This is a genomic window from Streptomyces sp. NBC_00310, from assembly GCF_036208085.1.
Classification (GTDB): domain Bacteria; phylum Actinomycetota; class Actinomycetes; order Streptomycetales; family Streptomycetaceae; genus Streptomyces.
Window position 1 is genome coordinate 4,921,360 of record NZ_CP130714.1, and the last position, 21,613, is coordinate 4,942,972.

The 21,613-nt window shown below is 70.0% G+C and carries 18 protein-coding genes and 3 pseudogenes; 11 read left to right on the forward strand and 10 right to left on the reverse strand.

What is annotated here, in order from left to right; translation table 11 throughout:
• Positions 1 to 19: 19 nt before the first annotated feature.
• The 4 genes and pseudogenes from OG202_RS21510 to OG202_RS21525 form a co-directional block, all read left to right on the forward strand.
• Positions 20 to 985: pseudogene (locus tag OG202_RS21510) on the forward strand (ArsR family transcriptional regulator); the annotation flags it as partial.
• Between the two features lie 206 nt (positions 986 to 1,191).
• Positions 1,192 to 1,698: a glutathione peroxidase gene (locus OG202_RS21515; protein WP_327729202.1), complete on the forward strand. Its 507-nt coding sequence runs from the start codon at positions 1,192 to 1,194 to the stop codon at positions 1,696 to 1,698.
• A gap of 170 nt (positions 1,699 to 1,868) precedes the next feature.
• Positions 1,869 to 2,744: a MerR family transcriptional regulator gene (locus tag OG202_RS21520; protein WP_328223339.1), complete on the forward strand. Its 876-nt coding sequence runs from the start codon at positions 1,869 to 1,871 to the stop codon at positions 2,742 to 2,744.
• Positions 2,745 to 3,057: 313 nt separating this feature from the next.
• Positions 3,058 to 4,740, forward strand: coding sequence for a hypothetical protein (locus tag OG202_RS21525; protein WP_328224702.1), 1,683 nt, complete (start codon positions 3,058 to 3,060; stop codon positions 4,738 to 4,740).
• A 307-nt stretch (positions 4,741 to 5,047) separates the two neighbouring features.
• Here the strand turns inward: OG202_RS21525 and OG202_RS21530 are convergent, their stop codons facing one another.
• Entirely contained in the window at positions 5,048 to 7,696 is a 2,649-nt protein-coding gene (locus OG202_RS21530) for a D-alanyl-D-alanine carboxypeptidase (RefSeq protein WP_328223340.1), read from the reverse strand.
• Between the two features lie 272 nt (positions 7,697 to 7,968).
• Between OG202_RS21530 and OG202_RS21535 the strand changes: the two genes are divergently transcribed.
• From OG202_RS21535 to OG202_RS21545, 3 genes are all read left to right on the forward strand, one after another.
• Positions 7,969 to 8,727: a GOLPH3/VPS74 family protein gene (locus tag OG202_RS21535; protein WP_033531862.1), complete on the forward strand. Its 759-nt coding sequence runs from the start codon at positions 7,969 to 7,971 to the stop codon at positions 8,725 to 8,727.
• Between the two features lie 434 nt (positions 8,728 to 9,161).
• A complete protein-coding gene (locus OG202_RS21540; RefSeq protein WP_326582083.1) occupies positions 9,162 to 10,031 on the forward strand; it encodes a helix-turn-helix domain-containing protein in 870 nt (289 codons plus the stop codon).
• 300 nt (positions 10,032 to 10,331) lie between these two features.
• On the forward strand, positions 10,332 to 10,541 hold the full coding sequence (locus OG202_RS21545) for a DUF397 domain-containing protein (protein ID WP_326582082.1): 210 nt from the start codon (positions 10,332 to 10,334) through the stop codon (positions 10,539 to 10,541).
• A gap of 185 nt (positions 10,542 to 10,726) precedes the next feature.
• Here OG202_RS21545 and OG202_RS21550 read toward each other — a convergent pair whose 3' ends face one another.
• Positions 10,727 to 11,584: a hypothetical protein gene (locus OG202_RS21550; protein ID WP_326582081.1), complete on the reverse strand. Its 858-nt coding sequence runs from the start codon at positions 11,582 to 11,584 to the stop codon at positions 10,727 to 10,729.
• Between the two features lie 80 nt (positions 11,585 to 11,664).
• On the opposite strand from OG202_RS21550, the gene OG202_RS21555 reads away from it, so the two are divergent.
• From OG202_RS21555 to OG202_RS21565, 3 genes and pseudogenes are all read left to right on the forward strand, one after another.
• The gene (locus tag OG202_RS21555) at positions 11,665 to 12,453 is read left to right on the forward strand and encodes an SDR family oxidoreductase (RefSeq protein ID WP_327729198.1); all 789 of its coding nucleotides are present in this window, start codon (positions 11,665 to 11,667) and stop codon (positions 12,451 to 12,453) included.
• Positions 12,454 to 12,647: 194 nt separating this feature from the next.
• Positions 12,648 to 14,225 carry a sodium:solute symporter family protein gene (locus OG202_RS21560; RefSeq protein ID WP_328223341.1) on the forward strand — a complete coding sequence of 526 codons (1,578 nt, stop codon included), beginning with the start codon at positions 12,648 to 12,650 and terminating at the stop codon, positions 14,223 to 14,225.
• Positions 14,226 to 14,309: 84 nt separating this feature from the next.
• Positions 14,310 to 14,474, forward strand: a pseudogene (locus tag OG202_RS21565) (winged helix-turn-helix transcriptional regulator); the annotation flags it as partial.
• Here OG202_RS21565 and OG202_RS21570 read toward each other — a convergent pair.
• The 8 genes and pseudogenes from OG202_RS21570 to OG202_RS46550 all read right to left on the reverse strand — a co-directional run.
• The gene (locus OG202_RS21570; protein ID WP_328223342.1) at positions 14,467 to 15,072 is read right to left on the reverse strand and encodes a phosphotransferase-like protein; all 606 of its coding nucleotides are present in this window, start codon (positions 15,070 to 15,072) and stop codon (positions 14,467 to 14,469) included. The pseudogene OG202_RS21565 and the gene OG202_RS21570 overlap by 8 nt on opposite strands.
• A 216-nt stretch (positions 15,073 to 15,288) precedes the next feature.
• On the reverse strand, positions 15,289 to 15,726 hold the full coding sequence (locus tag OG202_RS21575; RefSeq protein WP_328223344.1) for a GNAT family N-acetyltransferase: 438 nt from the start codon (positions 15,724 to 15,726) through the stop codon (positions 15,289 to 15,291).
• Positions 15,727 to 15,794: 68 nt separating this feature from the next.
• Positions 15,795 to 16,910, reverse strand: a complete 1,116-nt coding sequence (locus OG202_RS21580) for an ADP-ribosylglycohydrolase family protein (protein ID WP_326582076.1) — start codon at positions 16,908 to 16,910, stop codon at positions 15,795 to 15,797.
• Positions 16,911 to 17,417: 507 nt separating this feature from the next.
• Positions 17,418 to 17,888 (reverse strand): hypothetical protein, encoded by a 471-nt coding sequence (locus tag OG202_RS21585; RefSeq protein WP_328223345.1) that lies wholly within the window; start codon positions 17,886 to 17,888, stop codon positions 17,418 to 17,420.
• Positions 17,889 to 17,975: 87 nt separating this feature from the next.
• On the reverse strand, positions 17,976 to 18,473 hold the full coding sequence (locus OG202_RS21590) for a zinc finger domain-containing protein (protein WP_328223346.1): 498 nt from the start codon (positions 18,471 to 18,473) through the stop codon (positions 17,976 to 17,978).
• 292 nt (positions 18,474 to 18,765) lie between these two features.
• Positions 18,766 to 19,878 (reverse strand): hypothetical protein, encoded by a 1,113-nt coding sequence (locus OG202_RS21595; RefSeq protein ID WP_326582072.1) that lies wholly within the window; start codon positions 19,876 to 19,878, stop codon positions 18,766 to 18,768.
• A 435-nt stretch (positions 19,879 to 20,313) separates the two neighbouring features.
• On the reverse strand, positions 20,314 to 20,439 hold the full coding sequence (locus OG202_RS21600; protein WP_326582071.1) for a hypothetical protein: 126 nt from the start codon (positions 20,437 to 20,439) through the stop codon (positions 20,314 to 20,316).
• An 80-nt stretch (positions 20,440 to 20,519) separates the two neighbouring features.
• Positions 20,520 to 20,797: pseudogene (locus tag OG202_RS46550) on the reverse strand (Tn3 family transposase); the annotation flags it as partial.
• Positions 20,798 to 20,986: 189 nt separating this feature from the next.
• Between OG202_RS46550 and OG202_RS21610 the strand changes: the two are divergent.
• Positions 20,987 to 21,508 carry a DUF2165 domain-containing protein gene (locus tag OG202_RS21610; RefSeq protein WP_326582069.1) on the forward strand — a complete coding sequence of 174 codons (522 nt, stop codon included), beginning with the start codon at positions 20,987 to 20,989 and terminating at the stop codon, positions 21,506 to 21,508.
• Positions 21,509 to 21,613: the final 105 nt, after the last annotated feature.

Consider the following 21,613-nt stretch of genomic DNA (forward strand, 5'->3'; position numbering starts at 1 on the left):
CGAACCCGGAGGTGTCCCCGTGGGCTGGTGGCAGGTCAACGCCGACACCCTCGCCGGGAGCCGGTTCGTCGTCTCGCCGCTCGCCGAGACGTTCGCGAGCCTGAAAATGCTGCACGCCGGGTCCGGCACGCACCCCGGGGAGCGGGCCTGGCTGACGGCCCATCTGCCCGCGTACCGGGCCGAGTTGGCCCGGAACCCCGTCACCGCGCTGCTGATCCGCTCAGGCCTGGGCAGGGAGTGGATCGCCGACTTCCTGACGCCCACGCCGCGCGAGGACGAGACCTTCGCCGTCGAGGTCGCCCGCGTCCGGGGCGCCGACCCCGTCGCCGCCCGCGCCCACCTCGCCCTCTCCCTGCGCGGCCCCCTGCCCGCCGCCCTGCGCCGGGACGACCTGCCCGACCGCGCGGCCGACCTCCTGACGTACGTGTGGGAGGAGACCGTACGGCCGTACTGGGAGCGGCGCCGGCGCGTGCTGGAGGCCGATGTGCTCGCCCGGACCGCGCGGTTGGGGCAGGGCGGCTGGGCGGCCGTGCTGGACGCGATGCGGCCGGGGATGCGGTGGCTCGGCGAGAACCGGCTCCAGGTCAATCCGCACGAGTACCCGCCGCGCGAGATCTCCGGGGCGCGGCTGGTCTTCGTGCCGATCACGCCCCAGCGCACGGGGTGGGTGGCGTGGGAGGAACGGGAGCGCTACGCCGTCGTCTATCCGTGCTCGGGCGTCCTCGCCGACGGAAGCGGCACCGCCGCCGTACCCGCCGCCCTCGGACCGCTCCTCGGCGCGGCCCGCTCCCGCGTCCTCGTCCTCCTCGACTCCCCCATGAGCACGACCCAGCTGTGCGCGGTGACCGGACAGGGGCTCGGCTCCGTGGGCCGCCACCTGAGGGTGCTGCTGGACGCCGGGCTGGTCCGGCGCGGACGGGCCGGCCGGTCGGTCCTGTACGCGCGGACGGCGGAGGGGGAGGTGCTGGTGCGGGCCGCCCCTTCACCCCGTCCGGCGTTCGAGGACGAGGCCCAGGACGAGGACGAGCCCCAGGACGAGGCCGAGGCCCAGGACGAGGCCCAGGCCCAGGACGAAGCCCAGGCCCAGGACGAAGCCCAGGCCGACAAGGGGGGTCTGGGGGCGCAGCCCCCCAGGGATGGGACGGGTAGGGGCGGCGGGGGCGAAAACCCTTCCGGAGATAGCATCCGTTTATGACTACAGACAACACCACCCCCTCTGTCCTGGACGTACAGATCGACGCCCTGAAGGGCGGCTCCGCGGACCTCGCGCAGTACGCCGGGCAGGCCGTCCTCGTCGTGAACGTGGCCTCCAAGTGCGGCCTCACCCCGCAGTACACGGGCCTCGAAGCCCTCCAGGCGCGCTACGCGGCGCAGGGCTTCACCGTGCTCGGCGTGCCGTGCAACCAGTTCCTCGGACAGGAGCCGGGTTCGGCCGACGAGATCGCGGAGTTCTGCTCGGCGACGTACGGCGTGACCTTCCCGATGACCGAGAAGGTCGAGGTCAACGGGGAGGGCCGGCACGCGCTGTACGAGCGGCTGGTGGACCACGCGGACGCCGAGGGGCACACCGGTGACATCCGCTGGAACTTCGAGAAGTTCCTGATCGGCCGCGACGGCTCGGTCGTCGCCCGCTTCTCGCCGCAGACCGAGCCCGAGTCGGCGGAGCTGGTCGCCGCCGTGGAGAAGGCCATCGGCTGACCCTCCCTCCCACCCCTTCGGCCCCTCCGGACCTCCGGACCCCCGGGCCTCCGGGCCTCCGGGCCTCCGGGCCTCCGGGCCGTACGCCGTTGACCTTGCCCCTGGGGCAAGGGGCACCGTCCCTCTCGCCGGGCGGAAGGCGCCCGGCGACGGAGGATGACCCAGTGCACATGGACGATCTGGACGACCTGCTCACCATCGGTGCCTTCGCCGCCCGCGCGCGGCTGTCGGCGAAGGCGCTGCGGCTGTACGACCGGCTGGGGCTGCTCACGCCGGCGTACGTCGACGAGGTGAACGGCTACCGGTACTACCGGGCCGACCAGATCGAACGTGCCCGTCTGGTGGCCCTGCTGCGGCAGCTCGACATGCCTCTCGCGCGGATCGCCGAGATCGTGGACGTCGTCGAGCTGGACGGCGCGCGGGCCGCCGGCCGGCTCGCCGCGTACTGGGCCGGGGCCGAGGAACGGTTCGCGTCCCAGCGGACCCTTGTCGCCTACCTCCGTGGACGGTTGTCGGGAAGGGAGTCCGGGATGGACGAGACGTACGGAACATTCACGGTCGAAACGGTCGACACGGCCCCGCAGGTGCTGCTGACCCAGTCGCGGCACACGCTCGCGGACGAGTTGCCGGCGTGGATCGGGGCGTCGCTGGGGCGGCTGGAGGAGGGGGCGGCGGCCTGCGGCGGGTCCACCGGCGCGCCGTTCGTCGTGTACCACTCCGAGGTGTCCATGGAGAGCGACGGGCCCGCCGAGTCGTGTGTGCCGGTGGCGGACGAGGGCGCCGCCCGGGCGTGGGCGGCCGAGCACGGGCGGGCCTGGGAGACGAAGGTGCGCGTGGAGCCGGCGGGACGGTTCGCGTACACCCGGATCAGCAAGGCCCAGGTGGCCCATCCGCAGATCCTCGCGGCCTTCGAGGCGGTCGAGCGGTGGATCGCCGGGCACGGTCTGGAGGTCACCGGCCCGTGCCGTGAGATCTACTTCGCGGACTGGGACGCGGCGGGCCCCGAGGACCCGGTGTGCGACGTGGCGTTCCCGGTCGCATCCTGACCCTGACACAGCCGTGACCGCTGCGGCCGTAGGGGTTTCCCTACGGCCGCAGCGGATCGCACACGTCCTGTCGGCCAACTGTCAGCGAGTGATTAGCGTCTACCTCAACAGCGTCTGCCTCACCACAGGGAGAACGACGGATGACGTCCGGGAAGACGTCCGGGAAGACGCCTGTGAAGACCCGCACCCGCCCGCACGAGTCGAACGGAACGGAAGAGCCGCAGTGGCCTTTGCCGACCTGACCCCACGACGACCGGTCTCGCGCGCCGACAAACCGTCGCCGCCGCGCGAGCCGTGGCGGGAACGCCACCGGGTGCCCCTCACGGCCGCCCTGTGCGCCCTGCCGCTGTACTTCGTGTGGTGGGCGGTCTTCGCCACCGGCGGCGGCGATCTGGCGGCCCAGGTGGCGTGGGCGGAGTTCGCGAAGATGTACCCGGACTCCGCGGTCAACCTGTTCTGGTACGGGGGCCTGCACGCGGCGAACTACAGCGTGCTCTCCCCATATCTGATGGCGGCGTGCGGCGTCGTCCCCGTCACGCTGGTGTCGGGGCTCTCGGCCTCCTGGCTGGCCGGTGCGGTCGTCACTCGTACGGGTGTACGCGCGCCGGTGCCGGTCGCGCTGGCGGCGACGTTCTCGCTGTGGTGCCAGGTGGTGTCGGGGCGCTCCACGTTCATGCTGGGCACGGCCTTCGCGTTGGGTGCCCTGCTGGCGGTGCTGAGCGGGCGCGGCGGGCGCCATCTCACCGTCGCGGCGGTGTGCGCGACGCTGTCCACGTTGGGGAGCCCCGTCTCCGGGCTGTTCCTCCTCGTGGTCGGCGCCGCGTATCTGCTGTGCCGGGAGTGGGGCCGGGCGGCGGCGCTGCTCGTGCCACCGGTGGCGGTCGTCGCCGTGACCACGCTGCTGTTCCCCTTCGAGGGCGAGCAGCCCATGGCCTTCAGCCGGATCTGGCCGCCGGTCGTGCTGTGCGCGGTGGTCGTACTGGTCGCGCCGAGCGCCTGGCGGGTGCTCCGCCTGAGCGCCGCGATCTACGCGCTCGGCGTGGTCCTCTGCTATCTGATCCCCACCCCCATCGGCACCAACGTCGAACGCCTCCTGGAACTGGCGGGCCCGGCGGCGGCCCTGGCGATCTGCCTCTACCGGGGCGAGGCGCGCACGGACGACTCCCGGCTGCCGCTGTCCTGGTTCACGCCCCGGCGGCGGCGGATCGCCGGCGCGGTGGCCCTGGTGCTCTCGGTGACCTGGCTGACCGGCAAGACGACCGCCGACATCGTCACCAACACCAAGGTGCCCGAGTGGGCGGTGAAGACCGACGGCGTGGTGAACGAGCTGAAGCGGCTCGGCGCCTGGAAGACCCGCGTCGAGGTGGTACCGGCCCGCGACCACCGCGAGGCCGCCATCCTCGCGCCGTACATCAACATGGCGCGCGGCTGGAACCGGCAGGCCGACGTCGAGCGCGGCCGGCTCTTCTACGAGGGCCACGGCGGGACCGAGGTGCCCGAGGGGGCCTTCACACCGGCCGCGTACAGGGCCTGGCTCTCGCAGTGGGCCGTCGGCTTCGTCGTCCTCGTCAACGGCGAGCCGGACGGGCCCGCCGAGCTCGAACACGCGCTGGTGACGAGCGGGCCGGACTATCTGGAGCCCGTCTGGCAGGACGCCAACTGGAAGATCTACCGGGTGAAGAACGCGACCCCGCTGGTCGACAAGCCGGCCTCCGTCGTCAGCGCCGACGGCGCCAACCTCGTCGTCCACATGCCGAAGGCCGGCGAGATCACCGTCCGCGTCGCCTACTCCCCCTGGCTCTGGGCCGACAACGGCTGCCTCACCGCCGACCGCGAGTCCGACGGCGAGCTCACCGAGTTCACCCGCCTCACGGTGCACGAGCCGGGGGACGTACGGATCAGCTCCCAGTACGGCGGGCCGTCCCGGACGACGGCCCTGGAGTGCGAGAAGGAAGCGGACGAGAAGGCGGAACAGGGCGACGGGGAGGACGAGTGACGCGGGTGCGCGCCGCGCGGTGAGGGGCCGCCCCGGCGCGGGTCGTTCACCCTGCTGGCCGGCGCGCCCGGGTCCGGCGGCAAACCGAACTCGCGGGGTTGCGTCGAAACAGTCCATCCGCACGGAAGTGCTCTCTGCGCCGAAGCACCTCCACGCGGAAGCATCTCCTCCACGCGGAAGCGCCCTCCACGCGGAAGCGCCCCCTCCGTCCGTCGGGTCGGAAGGGGCGCCTCAGCGCCTGTGCGAGCCGTCCCGGGGGCCCGGAGTCCCGGAGGCCGGTGGTCGCCGGGTGGTCGGCTCGGTCGGGTCAGCTCACGCGGGTCAGCTTCGAGGTGAAGCCGGGTTCGGTGAGGTCGTCCCGGAGGGCGACCGGGACTTCCACGCCTTCGCCGGAGCCGTCGCCGATGATCAGTGAGCCGACCTCGGTGCCCGACTTCGCCTCGTGCGGGATGGTCGAGCCCGCGTCGAGTTCGAGCTTGACGGTCTTGCCGGCCCAGCCGACCGCCGAGACGTTCTTGGTGGCCACGACCGGGGCCTGTCCGCCGAGCCCGTCGTCCACGTATCCGACGACGTCGCCCTTCTTCAGGATCGTGTCGGAGGTCAGCGCCTCCTGCGCGGCGAGCATCGCGGTCTTGCTGACCGCGTTGACGGTGTCGATGATCGGCGGGGTGTGCTGGCCGAGGATCGCACCGACGACGATCGCCGTCTCGCCGCCGACCTCCTGCGTGCCCGCGAAGAGCAGGTTGCCGCCGGCGGCCGTGGTGGAGCCGGTCTTGATGCCGATGGCGTTGTTGTACGGGACGAGCCGGTTGTAGTTGCTCCAGGGCTGGCCCGAGGGGTCCTTCCAGGAGGGCAGCCTGGTGATGTCGGTGAGGGCCTTCATCTTCACCAGCTCGTTGCCGAGCTTGACCTGGTCCTCGGCGGTGGAGACGGTCGTCTCCTTCAGACCGGACGGGTCGGTGTACTTCGTGTTCTTCATCCCGAGGTCCTTGGCGGCGGCGTTCATCTTCTTGACGAACGCCTCCTCGGAACCGTTGCTGTCCCAACGGGCCAGCAGCCGCGCGATGTTGTTCGCGGAAGGAATCATGATGGCCGCGATCGCGTCGTACTGGGAGAGCGTGTCGCCCTCCTTGACGGTGTTGAGCGTGGACTCGCCGTCCTTGTCGTAGCCGCCCTCGGTCTCCGCCTTCGCGTCGACGGGGATGGTCGCGCCCTTCGCGCCGGGCTTCATCGGGTGTTCCTTGAGGATGACGTACGCGGTCATCGCCTTGGCGACGGAGCCGATGGCCACGGGCTTCTGCTCGCCGAAGCTGTCCATCGTGCCGATGCCGTTGACGTCCATCCAGCCCTGGCCCTCGGCGGGCCACGGCAGGTCGACCTTGTCGCCCTTGAACGCGTACGACTCGTCTGCGGTCAGGGCGAGCGCGGGGGCGGGGAGCGGACGGAATGACTGTGCGACAGCAAACACAATCACCAGCAGGATGGCCAGGGGCGTCCAGATCTTGACCCGGCGGATGATCGTCCGCACGGGAGTCTGGCGCGGGGGCGGCGTGTTCGTCAGCTCCGCCAGCAGGTCCAGCGGCGGCTTCGGCGGCAACGGCTGCTGCGTCGTCCGCTCCGGACCCACCTGCGGGATGGTCCGCGTCGCCTCCGCCGGGCTGATGGCGGGGGCGTCGGGTACCGCCGGGTGCTTGGGTGCGTCGGGCGCCGCCGCCGGGGGCCTGGGCGCGGCGGGCTCGTCCAGCGGCTTCAACGCGACGAATTTGCTGGTGCGTTCGGCGGGGGGTACGGCCTCGGCGCCGTCGCTCCTCGCCGCGTCCTCGGTGCCCTTGGCAGCTCCGGCACGCCCGGACTCGGCGTCGGCCTTCTCCGCCCTGTCGGCCTTCTCCGCCCTGTCGGCCTTGTCCGCCTTGTCTGCCCTGTCGGGCCTGCCGGGCTTGTCGTCCTCGACGGGCTCGGCGGCCTTGGCGGCGCCACCGCCCAGCTTGAGCATGGTGGTGGGCTGATCCACGGCGGGTGGCCGGGGAGCCCGGAAGATCGCGGTCGGCTGATCGACCTTCGGGGTGGACTCAGGGACGGAGTCCGCCGCGTCACTCTTCGCCGGAGCGGAGTCTGCCGCGCGATCGGCGGACTCGGACTCGGGCTCGTCGTCCAACTCGGGCGCGTCGTCCAACTCGGGCGCGTCGTCGGACTCGGGCGCGTCGGCGTCCGCTTCGGAGCTCGCGCCCGCCTCACGGGTGTCGGCCTCACGGGTGCCGGCCTCACCGGTGCCGGCCTCGGCTGCGGGCTCGCTGTCGGCGCGCTCGTCCTCGGCCGTGTCGGCCCGCGCCTCGGTGGCGGCGTCCGCGTCATCGTCCGAGCGTTCCGCAGGCTCGTCCGCCCCCTCACCGCCCCCGGAAACGGCATCTGCGCCGGAGCCGTCCGAGTCCCCGACGTCCGACCCGGCGTCACCCGAGTCCTCGGCGCCCGAATCAGCCTCTTCCGCGCCCTCGGCGTCAGCCGCGGCCGCCCGGCTGGTTTCCGGATCGTCGGCCACCGGAGCGTCGACCTCCGCCCCGGTGGTCCCCGCCTCGGTGGTCCCCGCCCCGGTGGTCCCCGCCCCGGTGGTCCCCGCCCCGGCGGTCCCCGCCCCGGCGGTCTCCGCCCCGGCGGTCCCCGTGCCGGCGGTCCCCGTCGCGCCGCTCTCGCGCACCGCGGGCTTCGCCGTGCCGGAGTCCGTGCCCGTCTCGGGGTCGTCCAGGGTCAGGCCCTGCGCCTCCGCGGCCTCCAGCAGCGCCCGGCGGGAGAAGACCGCCGTCGCCTGGTCGACCTTCGGGACGGCTTCCCGGGACATCGCGAGGCGAGGGTCGGGAGATGACTTGGCGGGACCGGGGGCCGGGATCGGTGGTTCGTTCCCCGGCGTCGACTCCGTCGACGACTCGTACCGCTTCGACCTGTCGGGGGACGTGCCCGCCACCGATGCCTCCTCCCGCGCGCCGCCCGTCCTAGGAGCGCGCGCCCAACCGAACCGTGAATCCGTGAAAACCCGCCGCCCGGACACTAGTCACCGCGGGCGCCGCCGCGCCGCGCCGCTGTCCGAACCATGTACCAGTGTCCTGTGTGCGGGCTTAACCCCTGCGGTAGACGAGAACGACATACCTACTGGTTCCACTACATTTCGGTCACGCACTCTCGACAGATGAATGTGAGAGGGGTCACCCTGTCATTCATCCACGCGGGGAGGCATGGATGGGCATGAGCCGCAGAACACTTCCGGAGGAGCTTCTGCTACTGGCGCTGGACCCGGCCACGGGTACCACCGCACAGCCGCAGTCGCTCGACCTTGGTCTGGCCGGAGCGCAGCTAGTGGAGCTGGCGCTGGCCGGACGGATAGCCCCAGACGGGGATCGTATCGCCGTGGTGTCCCCACGGCCGACTGGAGATCCGACTTTGGACTGCGCGTTGGAGTTGCTGCGAAGGCGTGGCGCTCCGGTACGTGCGATCCACTGGATTGGCGGGCCGCGTCTCGGGCTTCGCCAGACCTACCTCTCGCATCTGGAGCGGTGCGGCATGGTGCATGCCGTGGCGGGCCAGATGTGCGGAGTGCTGCCGACGACTCGCTACCAGGCGAGTCAGACCGAGATCAGCCGGGAGATCCGAGCCCGGTTGGACTCCGCGATCCGCACCGGCGTCCCGCCGGACCCGCGGACCGCGGCGCTCGCCGCCCTGGCGCACGCGGTCGGCCTCGGCAAGCACCTGTATCCGGGGAACGAGGGACGCTCGTCCCGCTCCCGGCTGCGGGACCTGATCCGGCACGACCCCATGGGTGGCCTGGTGGCCCACGCCGTCATGGACGTGCAGAACGGCGTGGCCGCACAGCCGCGTCGCAGCCCGGCACCGACCGGCCGTCAGGCCGCCCCCGGCGCCAGGCCACCCGCACCGGAGCCCGCGCGCGGCGTTCCGATGCAGCCACGCCGCGGCTCGATGGCCCGCGTCGTGGCGCACTGAGAGGCATGCGCTGACAAGCACACGCTGAGCACCGAGGTGCGCGTGGGCGCCGGACCCCAGAGCCGCGGGTCCCGCCCCCACCGCATCACACGCGCCACCCGTTCCACCACAGCACCACACGCACTGCTTGCACCGTCGGCGCCGAACCACACGCAGGGACCCCAGGACCCGGTTCGGGAGCCGCCGGCTCGCGCGGGGCGTGTACGGCCCACATACGGCCGTACACGCCCCGCGCGGCCGCATGTGCGCGCACCTCACGCCCCGTCCCTACGCGTCCATCCGGCGGAGATCCCTCCACGGCGGAAAATCACCGGTGCAAACGGCTCGTGCGCAGCGCATATCCGCTGTTTTCCAGCGGTACTCAGCACCTTGGTGGCAATCTGCTCAACAGCAGATACGCAATGTAGAGGCACGCAGCCGGAGGTGCACGTCCCGTGGCGTCCAATGTCAATCCCACCGTCAGGCGACGCCGGTTGGGCCAGGAGCTGCGTCGGCTCCGCGAGCTCAAGGGCATGACCGCCGAGGAGGTCGCCGAGCGGCTGCTGGTCTCCCAGTCGAAGATCAGCCGCCTGGAGAACGGCCGCCGCAGCATCAGCCAGCGCGACGTCCGCGATCTCTGCGGGGTCTACGAGGTCGAGGACCAGCGGGTCGTCGACTCCCTGATGCAGATGGCCAAGGACTCCCGCCAGCAGGGCTGGTGGCACGCCTTCGGCGACGTCCCGTACAGCGTCTACATCGGCCTGGAGACCGACGCGGCCAGCCTGCGCGTCTACGACCCCCAGGTCGTCCCCGGGCTGCTGCAGACCCGCCCGTACGCCGAGGCGCTCATCGCGGGCGCGCTGCCGGAGACCATGCCCGGCGACATCGACAACCGGGTCCAGGTACGGCTGAGGCGACAGGAACGTATCTCCGCGCCGGAGAGCCCCCTGCGGCTGTGGACGGTCCTCGACGAGGCCGCGCTGCGCCGTGTCGTGGGCAATCGCTCCCTCATGCGCGAGCAGCTGGAGCACCTGGTCGAGCAGTCCCAACTCCCGCACGTCACCGTGCAGGTGATCCCCTTCGACCTGGGCGCGCATCCCGGTCTGAACGGGCAGTACGCGATTCTGGAGTTCCCGGACGCGTCGGATTCCAGCGTCGTCTACATCGAGGGCGTCACCAGCGATCTCTATCTGGAGAAGCCCGCCGACGTCCAGAAATACAGCGTCATGTACGAGCACTTGAGGGCGCAGGCCCTGAACGTGGAGCAATCCCGCCAGTTCATCGCGGACATCGCGAAGGAGTACGCGGAGCTTCGGCCGCGCTGAGCCCCGGCAGGGACCGCCGAACGACCCCTGAAAGCCCACCGAAGGCTGGATTCGAGCCCTCGCGGGGCTGAAGGGGCCGGAAGATACACCCTCGACACACTCGGAGGGAAGACCCTCATGGAATATGCCACCCACCCGAGTGAATAGTCGCTTCGCCAGCCGATGTTGGCGAGTAGCGTCGATCACGTCAAGGAAATCAACGACCTTGGCGCAAACCGAACCGTGGGTTCCGGAAACGGTCAGCAAGGTTTCACGGCTCGGCGACAGCAACTCAACGACAAACCGGCAAGCGGAGCAGAAATGGCAATTCAGCAAGGCGCCACGGACACGTGGGTCAAGTCGTCCTACTCCACGGGGAACGGCGCGTGCGTCGAGGTCAAGTCCCCCGTCGTCTCGGCCCTGTCCGTGCGTGACTCCAAGGTTTCCGACGGTCCGACGCTGGCGTTCCCCGCCGACTCGTGGAGCGCGTTCGTGGCCGAGGTCAGCCGGGGAGCCTTCGACCTCGCGTGACCATGGTTCACCCCGACCATCACCACCACCCCAACTTCACATACACCTACTGACAGAGCCCTCTCGACCGGCCCGCCGTCCTGGCCGAGGGGGCTCGGCCTTGTCCTCACCCCGCCCCGCCCCGCCCCGGGATCACCGCTGGATCACTCCGGGATCACCGTGGCATCACCCCGGGGTGACCGGGTTCACCGCAGCCGGTCCACGTACGTGTCCGTCCCCGGCACGGTGGGAACGAACGGCGCCAGCAACTCCGGCCTCCCCAGCCCGCTTTCCGCGACCGCCTCCCCGAGTCCGTCGAAGTACGCCTCCCAGCAGTCGCGCGGGTCGGCCTCCAGGAACCAGAGAAGGGTGAGGCGGGTGTCCACGCCCTCGACCTGCTTGACGTACGACATCCGGTCGACGGGCAGCGGGGTGGGCCGGAAGACGGTGACCATCGCGGCCGGCGAACCGGCGAGCCGCTTGGGCAGATGCCGGGCCCGCAGCCACTCCAGCAACTCGGCGCGCTCCTCGGGCCCTTCGGCGTCGATCACCTGGAGCACGAGGCCCGCGTACGGGTGGTCGAGGGCGTGGAAGTCGCGGGGCCCGGCGGCCCCGTCGCGGTAGACGGTCGCCTCATGGTCCTGGAAGGCCGTGAAGACATGCGTACGGTCCTGGTAGACGCGTGCGTCGCGATTCAGCCGCCGGTTGATGGCGACGGTCCACCTCATGTGGTCGTCGTAGCGGCCGTCGGTGATCCAGTACGTGGAGAGGTAGCAGCCGGCGGTGACCGGCTGGGCGATCGCCGACTTCTCCGGCGTACGCAGGAGTTGGAGGTCGCGGGTGGCCACCCAGCGGCGCCCCGCGAACATCCAGGGCATGGCCATCGCGCCCGCGTAGTAGTGGTCGTCCTCGTACCAGCGGTTGTACGCGTACTCATGGCCCGGGTGCGGCTCGACCATCGTGATCAGCGCGTGGCCTGGGCGGACGCCGTACGGGCCGACGGCGGCCAGTTCGGCGTACGTGGCGCTGCGGGTGTCCTCGCTCATGCGCTTGGCCTCGCTCATGTGCTTCCCCTTCCGTCCACCTGCGGTCGCCCATACTCTGACGCTCCGTCAGATATTGCGCCAGAGCCGGGAGGTCTCCGATGTCACTGCTCGCGGGAAAGACCGTCGTCGTCTCGGGAGTCGGTCCCGGGCTGGGCCAGCGGGTCGCCGCGGCGGTCGTACGGGACGGCGGGAACGCCGTTCTGGGGGCGCGCACGGAGGCGAATCTCGCCAAGGCCGCGGCGGACGTGGACCCGGACGGCGCGCACACGGCCTACCGGGCGACCGACATCACCGACGAGGCGCAGTGCGCGGCGCTCGCGGCGCTCGCGCGGGAACGGTTCGGGGGCGTGCACGCGGTGGTGCACGTGGCGGCCTGGGACAGCTACTTCGGGGGCCTGGAGGACGCCGACTTCACCACCTGGCAGGCGGTCCTGGACGTGAACCTGCTGGGCACCCTGCGGATGACCCGGGCCTGCCTGCCCGCCCTGAAGGCGGCGGGCGGCGGGTCGGTCGTCATCATCGGCACGCAGTCGGCGGTGGCCGCGCCCTCGCAGGTGCGGCAGGCGGCGTACGCGGCGTCCAAGGGCGCGCTGACGAGCGCGATGTACTCGTTGGCACGGGAGTTGGGGCCGCACCGGATACGGGTCAACACCGTGCTGCCGGGGTGGATGTGGGGGCCGCCCGTGGAGGCGTACGTGCGGTTCGCGGCGCACGGCGAGGGCGTGTCCGAGGCGGAGGTGCTGGCGCGGCTCGCCGAGCGGATGGCACTGCCGGAGCTGGCCACGGACGGGGATGTCGCGGACGCGGTGGCGTTCCTGGCCTCCGACCGCGCACGGGCGATCACCGGCCAGTCCCTGCTCGTCAACGCCGGGGAACTGATGCGCTGACCTGCCCTCACCGACGTCCCCGCCGAGGAACGAGGGTGATCCTTTTCAGCCACCCGCAGTTCATATACATAAACCCAAGTCACCGCTCGGAACTTTTTTACCTCCTCTTGACCTTCCACTTCCTTGCCGTGGGCATGCCACCGAACCCAGAGTTCACATGCCTGACCTTGGCGGCGGACCCTGGAAGGGGGCCCATGAACAGTCTCGACTGGGCCGTGCTCATCGGCTACTTCGGTGTGATGGTCGCGATCGGCGTCTGGTCGCACAAGCGCGTGGACAACGTCAGCGACTTCTTCACCGCCGGCGGCAAGATGCCCTGGTGGCTCTCCGGCATCTCGCACCACATGTCGGGCTACAGCGCGGTGATGTTCACCGGCTACGCCAGTATCGCGTACACCTACGGCGTCACGTCCTTCGTGACCTGGTCGTTCCCCATCGCGCTCGGCATCGCCATCGGCTCCAAGCTGTTCGCGCCGCGCATCAACCGGCTGCGCTCACGGCTGCATGTCTCGTCCCCCCTGGAGTACCTGAAGAACCGTTACAACCTGCGCACGCAGCAGGCGTTGGCCTGGTCCGGCATGCTGCTGAAGATCGTGGACGTCGGCGCCAAGTGGGCCGCGATCGCGACCCTGCTGTCGGTCTTCACGGGCATCTCCCTGAACCAGGGCATCCTGATCACCGGATCGATCACGGCCGTCTACTGCACGATCGGCGGCCTCTGGGCGGACGCGCTCACGGAGTTGGGTCAGTTCGTCATCCAACTGCTGGCGGGCGTCGCGATGTTCATCGCCGTGGCGGGCAAACTGGGCGACTACGGCGGCTTCTTCGGCGTCTGGGACCGCCCGGAGCTGGAGGGCCACGGCCAACCGCTGGTGGGCCCCTACGGCACGGTCTTCCTGCTCGCCTTCCTGTTCATCAAACTCTTCGAGTACAACGGCGGCATGCTCAACCAGGCCCAGCGCTACATGGCCACGGCGACCCCGTACGAGGCCGAGCGCTCCGCCCGGCTGTCGGCGATCCTGTGGCTGGTCTGGCCGCTGGTGCTGTTCTTCCCGATGTGGATGTCGCCGCTGCTGGTGACGTCGGAGAAGGGCGACGGGTCGGACTCGTACGCCCTGATGACCGAACAACTGCTGCCGCACGGGCTGTTGGGCCTCGTCATCGTGGGCTTCTTCTCCCACACGATGGCCATGTGCTCGTCCGACGCGAACGCCATCGCGGCCGTCTTCACGCGGGACTGCGCGCCGGTGATCTGGCGGCGGGCGCGGACGTGGAGCGAGGGGCAGGGGCTGCGGGTCGCCCGGATCGCGACCGTCGTGTTCCTGGGTCTGTCGATGGCGGCGGCCACGCAGGTCAACTCGCCCGCCTTCAAGGACATCATCACCGTCGTCATCAAGTGGGTCGCCGGGCTGATGGGACCGATGGCCATCCCGATGATGCTGGGTCTGCTGCGGCCGTTCCGCCGGTCGGGGCCGACGGCGGCGCTCACGAGCTGGGCGTGCGGGCTGTTCGCCTTCTGGCTGGTGAACTACCCGATCCACTGGAGCGTCGAGGGCGGGGTGCCGCTGCAGTTCCAGGTGTCCATCCCGCTGGCCGTCTCGCTGGTGCTGTACATCGTCATCGGCTTCATCAAGCCGGAGGACACGCCCGAGCGGCTCGCGATCATCGAGAAGATCAACTCGGACGGCGACGGGGACGGCAAGGGCGGCGCCGGAGCCGCTGCCGCCGTACCGGCTCAGGGGAAGGACGCGTCCAGCCCCAGCGGGGTCTGAGGACCCGACGGAGGTCCGCCAGCAAGGCCACGAGGGCCGCACCCGGGAGGTGTCCGGGGGCGGCCGTCGTCGAACCGCCCACACGAGGTTCCGCCCCGGGTCGAGTACGAGATCACCGAACTCGGCCGCAGCCTCGCCCCCTCTTCGCCCACCTCGCCGAATGGTTCGCCGCCCACCTGCCAGAGGTAACAGCGAACCTGCGAGACCTACGACTCCGAACCGGGCCGGACCGCGCCGTGGGTCAGCTGATGTGGGCCGCGATCGTGCGGGCGCAGGTCAGGGACTCGGTGTGAGTGGTGTCGACCTCCAGGTCGTAGTGCACGCCCTCGTGGACGAGGTGCGCCTGGGCCGCGGCCATTCCCCGGACTCGGTCTCCCCGGGCGACCTCGCGGCCGGCAGCGACAGTGCTGTCGCATCGGACCCCGACCCAGAGCACGTCCAGCGCGCCCACGCCGTCGACGCCGTCCTGACCGTCATTGCCGCCCTGGCCGCCCTGGCCGTCATTGCTGTCATGGCCGTCGAGGATGTTCTGCCAGCGCTGCTGGGATGCCGCTCCGCCGAGGAAGATGTCGTCGATGATGATGCGGGCGCCCGCGCGGGCCATGGCCACGACGCCCTGGGCCCAGGCCTGTTCCAGGGCGCGGAAGTCCGCCCCGATGCCGACCTGGCCGTCGGCGGAGATCTCGATGCCGCCGTCCGACGTCTGCATCCTCGCGGGCATCGCGTCGATGAGGGAGTCGGCGCCGAACGCCAGCCACTGGTCCGGCAGTTCGGCCTGCAGGCACCGTACGATCCCGGACTTCCCCGAGCTGGAGCCGCCGTTGAGGATGATCATCTGAGTGGTCACCGGGCTACGGTAGGGCGCCCCGCGCACGGCACGAAACCTGTTTCGGCGGGCACGGGAGGACGGCGGCGGAGTGGCAGGGGGAGCGTGTGGAGGCCGAGGTCGTCGAGGTCGAGGTGACCGCGCCGTGGGAGGGAGGTGGCCACTCCCACCCATGGTGAGGAGGGCGGCGATGGCGGTGACGCCGGGGTAGGAAGACGGGGCACCGAAACAGGCCGCCTATATGTCGCGCACCATGAAGACGTCCACCGGGTCCTCCGTCTCCAGGCGGAAGCCGTGGCGTTCGTAGAGGTGCCTGGCCGGGCTCCCCTGCAGGACGTTCAGGCGGACCGGGACGCCGGCGTGGTCGCAGCGGGTGAGGAGGGTGTCGAGTACGGCTGTGCCGATGCCGGTGCCCTGGAGATGCGGGGCGAGGTAGAAGTGCTCCAGCCAGTGGGCGTCGGCGGCCGGGCGGAGGGCCACGCAGCCGGCGAAGGTGCCGCTGACCTCGATGACCCAGGCGTGGGCCGGGTCGAAGGAGTCGCGGAAGCGTTGGCGGACGCGGTGGGGATCGTAGCGGCCCAGGCGTTCGAGGTCGGGGCGCATGACCACGGCACGCAGTTCGGCGATCGGCTCGACGTCCGTCGCCAGCGCCGGACGTATGTTCCAGTCAGCCATGATCGGCACGCTATCCCGCAACCGGCTCACGACACCGCGCGGGCTCCGCTGCTCCCGGCCGCGTGGACTCAGGCCCGGGGGTAGCGGGTCAGCCAGCCCGGTACCGCGCCGCCCGGGGCGTGGAGGGACGGGCCCTGGGTCATTTCCAGGGCGAAGTCGTCGGCGAGGACGAGGATCGTGGGGCGGCCCTCCAGTTCCGCCAGCCAGGCCGGGGGCAGGGCGGTCTCGCCGTGGAGGGCGCCGAGGAGGCCGCCCGTCAGCGCGCCGGCGGCTCCCGAGGGGCCGCCGTGGTTGACGGCGAGGCACAGGCCGTGGCGTATGTCCTCGCCGACCAGGGTGCAGTAGACGGCGACGGCCAGCACCCCCGCGGCCGCGCCGTCACCGGCGAGCCGCTCGACGACGGCGGGGGACGGCGTGCCCTGGCGGACGGCGGTGACGGCCTGCTGGAGGGCGTCGGCGACGGGCTGGTGGCCAGGGCGGGCGGCCAGCAGCACCAGGGTCTTCTGGACGGCGGCGTCGAGGCTCTCCCCGCGCGCGAGGGCGTGGACGATGACGGCGTAGGAGCCGGCGGCCAGGTACGCGATGGGGTGGCCGTGGGTCTGGGCCGCGCACTCGACGGCCAGCTGGAAGACCAGTTGGGGTTCCCAGCCGACGAGGAGGCCGAAGGGGGCGGAGCGGGCGGCGGCCTCGGCGCCGGACGCGCCGGGGTTCTTGGGGGCGTCGAGGGTGCCCATGGTCCCGTCGCCGAAGCCGAGGAGGCAGATGACGGAGGGGTCGCGGCGCGCGTAGAGCCACTCCTCGCGGGCGAGCCAGCCGTCGTCCTTGCGGCGTTCGTCGGGGCCCCAGTCCCGCTGGGTCGCCGCCCAGCGCAGATACGCCCGGTGCAGATCGGTCGGCGGGTGCCAGACACCGGTGTCGCGGCGGACCTGGGCACGGATCAGGCCGTCGACGGAGAACAGGGCGAGCTGGGTGAGGTCGGTGATGGCGCCGCGCCTGCCGTACGCGGAGACCAGATCGGTCAGCCACTCCGGGCCGTACGCCTCACCGATCTGCGCCAGGGTGAGATGGTCGACCGGCGCGCCCAGCGCGTCGCCGACGGCCGCGCCCAGCAGCGTTCCGCGCACCCGGCTGCGGAAGTCCTGCTGCTCGACCCGCCCCCAGACGGCACCGGCTGTCGCACCCACCCCGGCCTCCTCACGGCCCTTGCCCGACCCGTACGTCAGTACGTCAGTACATCCGTACGCCCGTACGGCTCGACAGTCCAGCACTGTAATGGAATGGGAACGGTCCAATCAGGGCTCTCGACGAGCGCTAAACGTCACGTGGGACACACCTGTTGATCCACTCTTGATCCACTCCGATCGCCAGACGCGTGGACACGAACAGCCGCCGTACCCGGCCCTGCTCTCGTATGGCTACGGTGAAGGGACATGTAGCGCTGTGTAACCTCAGTCCTCTTCTCTCGCCAGGCCGCGATCGGCCGCGTAGTGCGGGCAGGGCAGCAGGTGCCACGTCACGGTGAAATGATCCTCGCCCGCGGTGAGGGTGCGGGCCTGGCCGTCATCTGGGCTGGCTTCGCAGTACCTGCGCAGGAGGGCCTTCGGGTCGGGCCAGCGGCCGAACGGCCCGGTGTCACCAGGGCGGTGGCGTCGAGGACACCGGCCCCTTCGTGCGGATGGGCGGCAGTGGGATCACCTGGGGTTCCCTTCGTCGGCGGCCCGCTGGGCCAGCAGTTCCAGGACGTCGTCGTTCGAGCCTTCGAGGGCCTGACGGGTGAGCCGTTCCATAAGTTCGGGGTGGGTGCCGCTGCCGGGTCCGGTGATCCGGGCGGGGACCGGGCGGCGCTGTTCGATCACCCGAGCCCCGTCGTCCTGCTGCTGTTCGGCTTCGCCCAGTGCCCAGTACAGCGAGGCGACCGACGGGGACTTGCCCGCGTTCTTGCCGACCTTGATGGTCAGCTTCTTCGCGCTCTCGGGGACGGGGACGCCCTTGTCCTTGAGCGCGACGGCGAAGGTGAGCATGTCGTCGTCGATGACCTTCGGCCGTCCGCCGTGGTTGCCCTTGGACGCGGCGGTCACCTGGCCTTCCAGGGGCTTTTCCCGGATGTAGTTGCGCTCGATCTGGGCGGCGGCGGCCAGGACGGCGAAGAACATGGCGCCCATGCAGCCCGGGTCGTAGATGCCGGGTGAGCGGGCCGGTGAGGAGTTCGAGCTGGACCCCGGCGCCCTGGAGCTGGCCGGAGAGCGTCATCAGCTCGGCGGCGTTGCGGGCAAGGCGCTTGAGCTCGTGGACGGTGAGGATGACCTCTTGGTCGGGGCGGCCTCCTTGATGTCGTACGCGAGCTTGAGCGCCTTCTCCAGCTCCGGCCGGGTCTTGACCCGGGTCGAGATCTTCTCGGAGAAGATCCGCTTGCAGTCGGCGCGGGCGAGCGCGTTGAGCTGGGAGGCGAGTTCCTGCCGGGCGGTCGAGCAGCGCGCGTACCCGATCCGGATCGGCTTGGCCACCGCGGTGGCCGGCGCGGCCTCGACGGGCGGACCGGGCTTCCACGGCCGCCCTGGTCCCCGGTCCTCGGGCGCGAGGACCTCCAGTTCCTCGCGGAGTGTGGGGACGAGGATGAAGCGCGGGGTGTGGTACTTCGTCGCGCATCTGCCGCCGCGCGTGCGGCACGGGCTCCCAGCGGGAGCTTCGCAGTTCGGACAGTCGTTTTGTTCTAACTCAAAGGCGGCTTGATCGGGCGTCAGATCCACCCCGGCAGTGTGTCAGAACTGTCTCGCACAACACCCACGTTTTGCGAGGACTTCTGCGAGTGGCGACCTGCGGAAACGCGATCACTTCCGAGGCTCTTGCAGAACTCGCACAACTGGTAATTTGTGAGAATTACCAGTGCGCGCCGATCGTCACACGGAAGCCGGCGAGAAGCGGTGTGGAACTGGCAGGTCTAGGAAGTTCCATTTGGATCACCGGGCATCGGCCTGTCCCGCGGCGGACAGCTGCTCGACTAGACGGGCATTGCGTTGCGGTTCGCTGTCCGAGCTCAGCTCAGACGATAGGCGCCCCGCCGATCTGGAGGTGTACGCCGTCGTGCCCTGAGACGGGGGGATTTGGTTTCAGGGTGAAGGCAATCGAGCGGAAGGGCCGGGACCCGCTGAGGCGAACGGTGCCGTTGGAGTCACTGACCCCGCCGCTGAAAGGATGATACTGGCCTTCGACTTTGTTGCCGCCGACGACCTCGAAGTCATCGTCGCCGCTCAGTTCGGTGACTGTCGTACCCGCCGGAAGGTTCGTGAACTCCAGGGTTGAGGCGAGCGACCCCAGGTGGAAGACGAGGTTCTTCATGTCGGCTTCGAATTTGACTTTGAAGGAATGGCCGACAAGGCCGACGATTTCTATCATGTCTGAATAGGGCAGTTGCGGGGTGAAGGAGTCCAACCCAAATTGCTGCCAGTCCTGGTGGAGGTAAGCGGCGCCCAATGGGTTCACTGCCGGCGTTGCCGCAGCGCCTTCCCCGGTGAGCGTCACCCTTTGGCCGTCCAGGGTTCCGACGGCCCGGGTCTTCTCGTCGTTGCGGGACGTCCAGTCGACGAACTGAAGCGGTTCTACCGTCCCGCCGATCTGGAGGTGTACGCCGTCGTGCCCTGAGACGGTGGGAAGCGGTTCGAGGGTGAACGCAATCGAGCTGAAGGGCTGGAGGCCCTTGAGTTGAACGCTGCCGTTGGAGTCACTGACTCCGCCACTGAAAGGCACATACTTGCCTACGACCTTGCTTCCGTCGACGACCTTGAAGTCATCGTCGCCGCTGAGCTTGGTGACTGTCGTACCCGCCGGAAGGTTCGTGAACACCAGGGTTGAGGCGAGCGACCCCAGGTGAAGAACGATGGCCTGCACGTCAGTTTCGAATACGACGTTGAAGGAATGGCCGGCAAGGCCGACGATTTCTATCATGTCTGAGGCCCGAAGTGGCGGGCTGAATTGCGCCAACTCAAATTGCTGCCAGTCCTGGTGGAGGTAAGCGGCACCCAAGGGGCTCACTGCCGGCGTTGCCGCGGCGCCCTCCCCGGTGAGCGTCACCCTATGGCCGCCCAGGGTTCCGACGGCCCGGGTCTTCTCGTCGTTGCGGAACGTCCAGTCGACGAAAAATTGCTGCGCTGCCATGTCTCGGCCTTTCTGATCTGAGAATTTGGCCCATGTGAGCTGGTAGCTTCGCCCCGGAGGTTCACTACGCCCAGACCGGTCCTGCCGGGTACACTTGTTGCCTCGTCAACAGCCGCGTTCGCTGCGCTTAACCCCTCTAGCGAACGGCCTTGCCTTGTAGCCGCGTAGTGTCCTGCCGTTGGGTGTCTTTGTTCCAGATTAGCGGCATATGAGATTCGCACCACCTGATCCTGGGCGGGGTGAGGGGCAGGCGAGTCAGGCTCTCTTGCCCAGGCGGGATTGCAGCATCTCCACCCAGGCATCGTCGCCATCAAGCGGCACAACCGGCTCAACGGAATCCGCCATCCCACCCTTTACCCACTGCTCGCTCCGCAAGCCTCCTCGATCGAGTGAGGCTTGCGGCGCGATTCGGTGTTGCGCCCCAAGCCGGTCCCCTCACGCGGAGGCCGTTGCCGGTTCACCCTCGGCGGTGCGCGGCCACGGCACTGCGGCTGCCTTGGCGGTCAGGTCCAGGTCGAGGCGCCTGTTCATGTCCAGCTCGAACCGGTCGTAGAGGTTCACGTGGGTCCAGAACAGCGGGGACAGTGCCCGCCGGTCGGCGTCGGTGAACGTGCCGGCCGACTTCGGATCGGCGAGGATCTGACCTCCTGGGACTCCTTGTCCTGCCCGGCCAGGTCGCCGTCATTGCCGTAGAAGAGGTCCTTGTTCGCGGAGTTCCAGTTCTCGACGACCTCCAATCCCTCGTGGATCTCCTGCCGCAGTTCGACGTCGGCGAGGTAGCCGCAGACGAACGCCGTGCGCACGGCCCGGCCCAGTCCTCGATCGCCTGGTAGGTGGGGTGCTTGGGGCCGCCGCGGGTGAAGCGGCGCAGGACCTGCTCGGCCTCGGCGGTGCCCAGGCGCAGGGCGGTGGTGTACTCACCTACCAGAGCAGTGCTCACGAAGCAGGGCGGCGCCCGCCTACCAGAGCAGTGCTCACGAGGTGGCCCGGCCCCCTACTCCGCACCCCTCCGGCCACCCTCGGTTTTCCGCCAACGACGGCTCTCGTCGTGATCCAACGCGCCGAAAATCACCTGGGGATGATCCATGACCACGCACATAGTTGGACCATGGCTGAATCCCAGACCCCCCGTGGTTCGCTTCTCTCACTGGCCTCGACGCTGCTCGTCGGCACGGTCGCCCTGTACATGGCGCTCGTGGCGTTCAGCAACATCACCGACTTCGGCACGAACCAGCAGTTCGTCCGCCATGTCTTCGCCATGGACACCACGTTCAAGGACGAGGACCTCATGTGGCGGGCCATCGAGTCGAAGGGCATCCAGGACGCGGCCTACGTCCTCATCATCATCTGGGAGACCGTCTCGGCCCTGGTCCTGCTCGCGGCCACCTACTTCTGGGCCCGTGGTCTCGGCCACCACACCTTCCACACCGCCCGCCGCTACAGCACCCTCGGCCTCCTCATGGTCCTCCTCCTCTTCGGCGCCGGCTTCATCGCCATCGGCGGTGAATGGTTCGTCATGTGGCAGTCCGGCGACTGGAACGGCCTGGACGCCGCCCTCCGCGTGTTCCTGCTGAGCGGCGTGGTCCTGCTGGTGACCTACTTGCCGACGAACGACCGGACGATCGACTGACCGACCTCCGCGTCCGCGGCCGGGCCAGGAGTCCCCTCCGGAAGCACGGCGTTCGACACCGGGCTCGGCCACGACCTGGGCCGCGCCACCCAACGGCACGCCCCC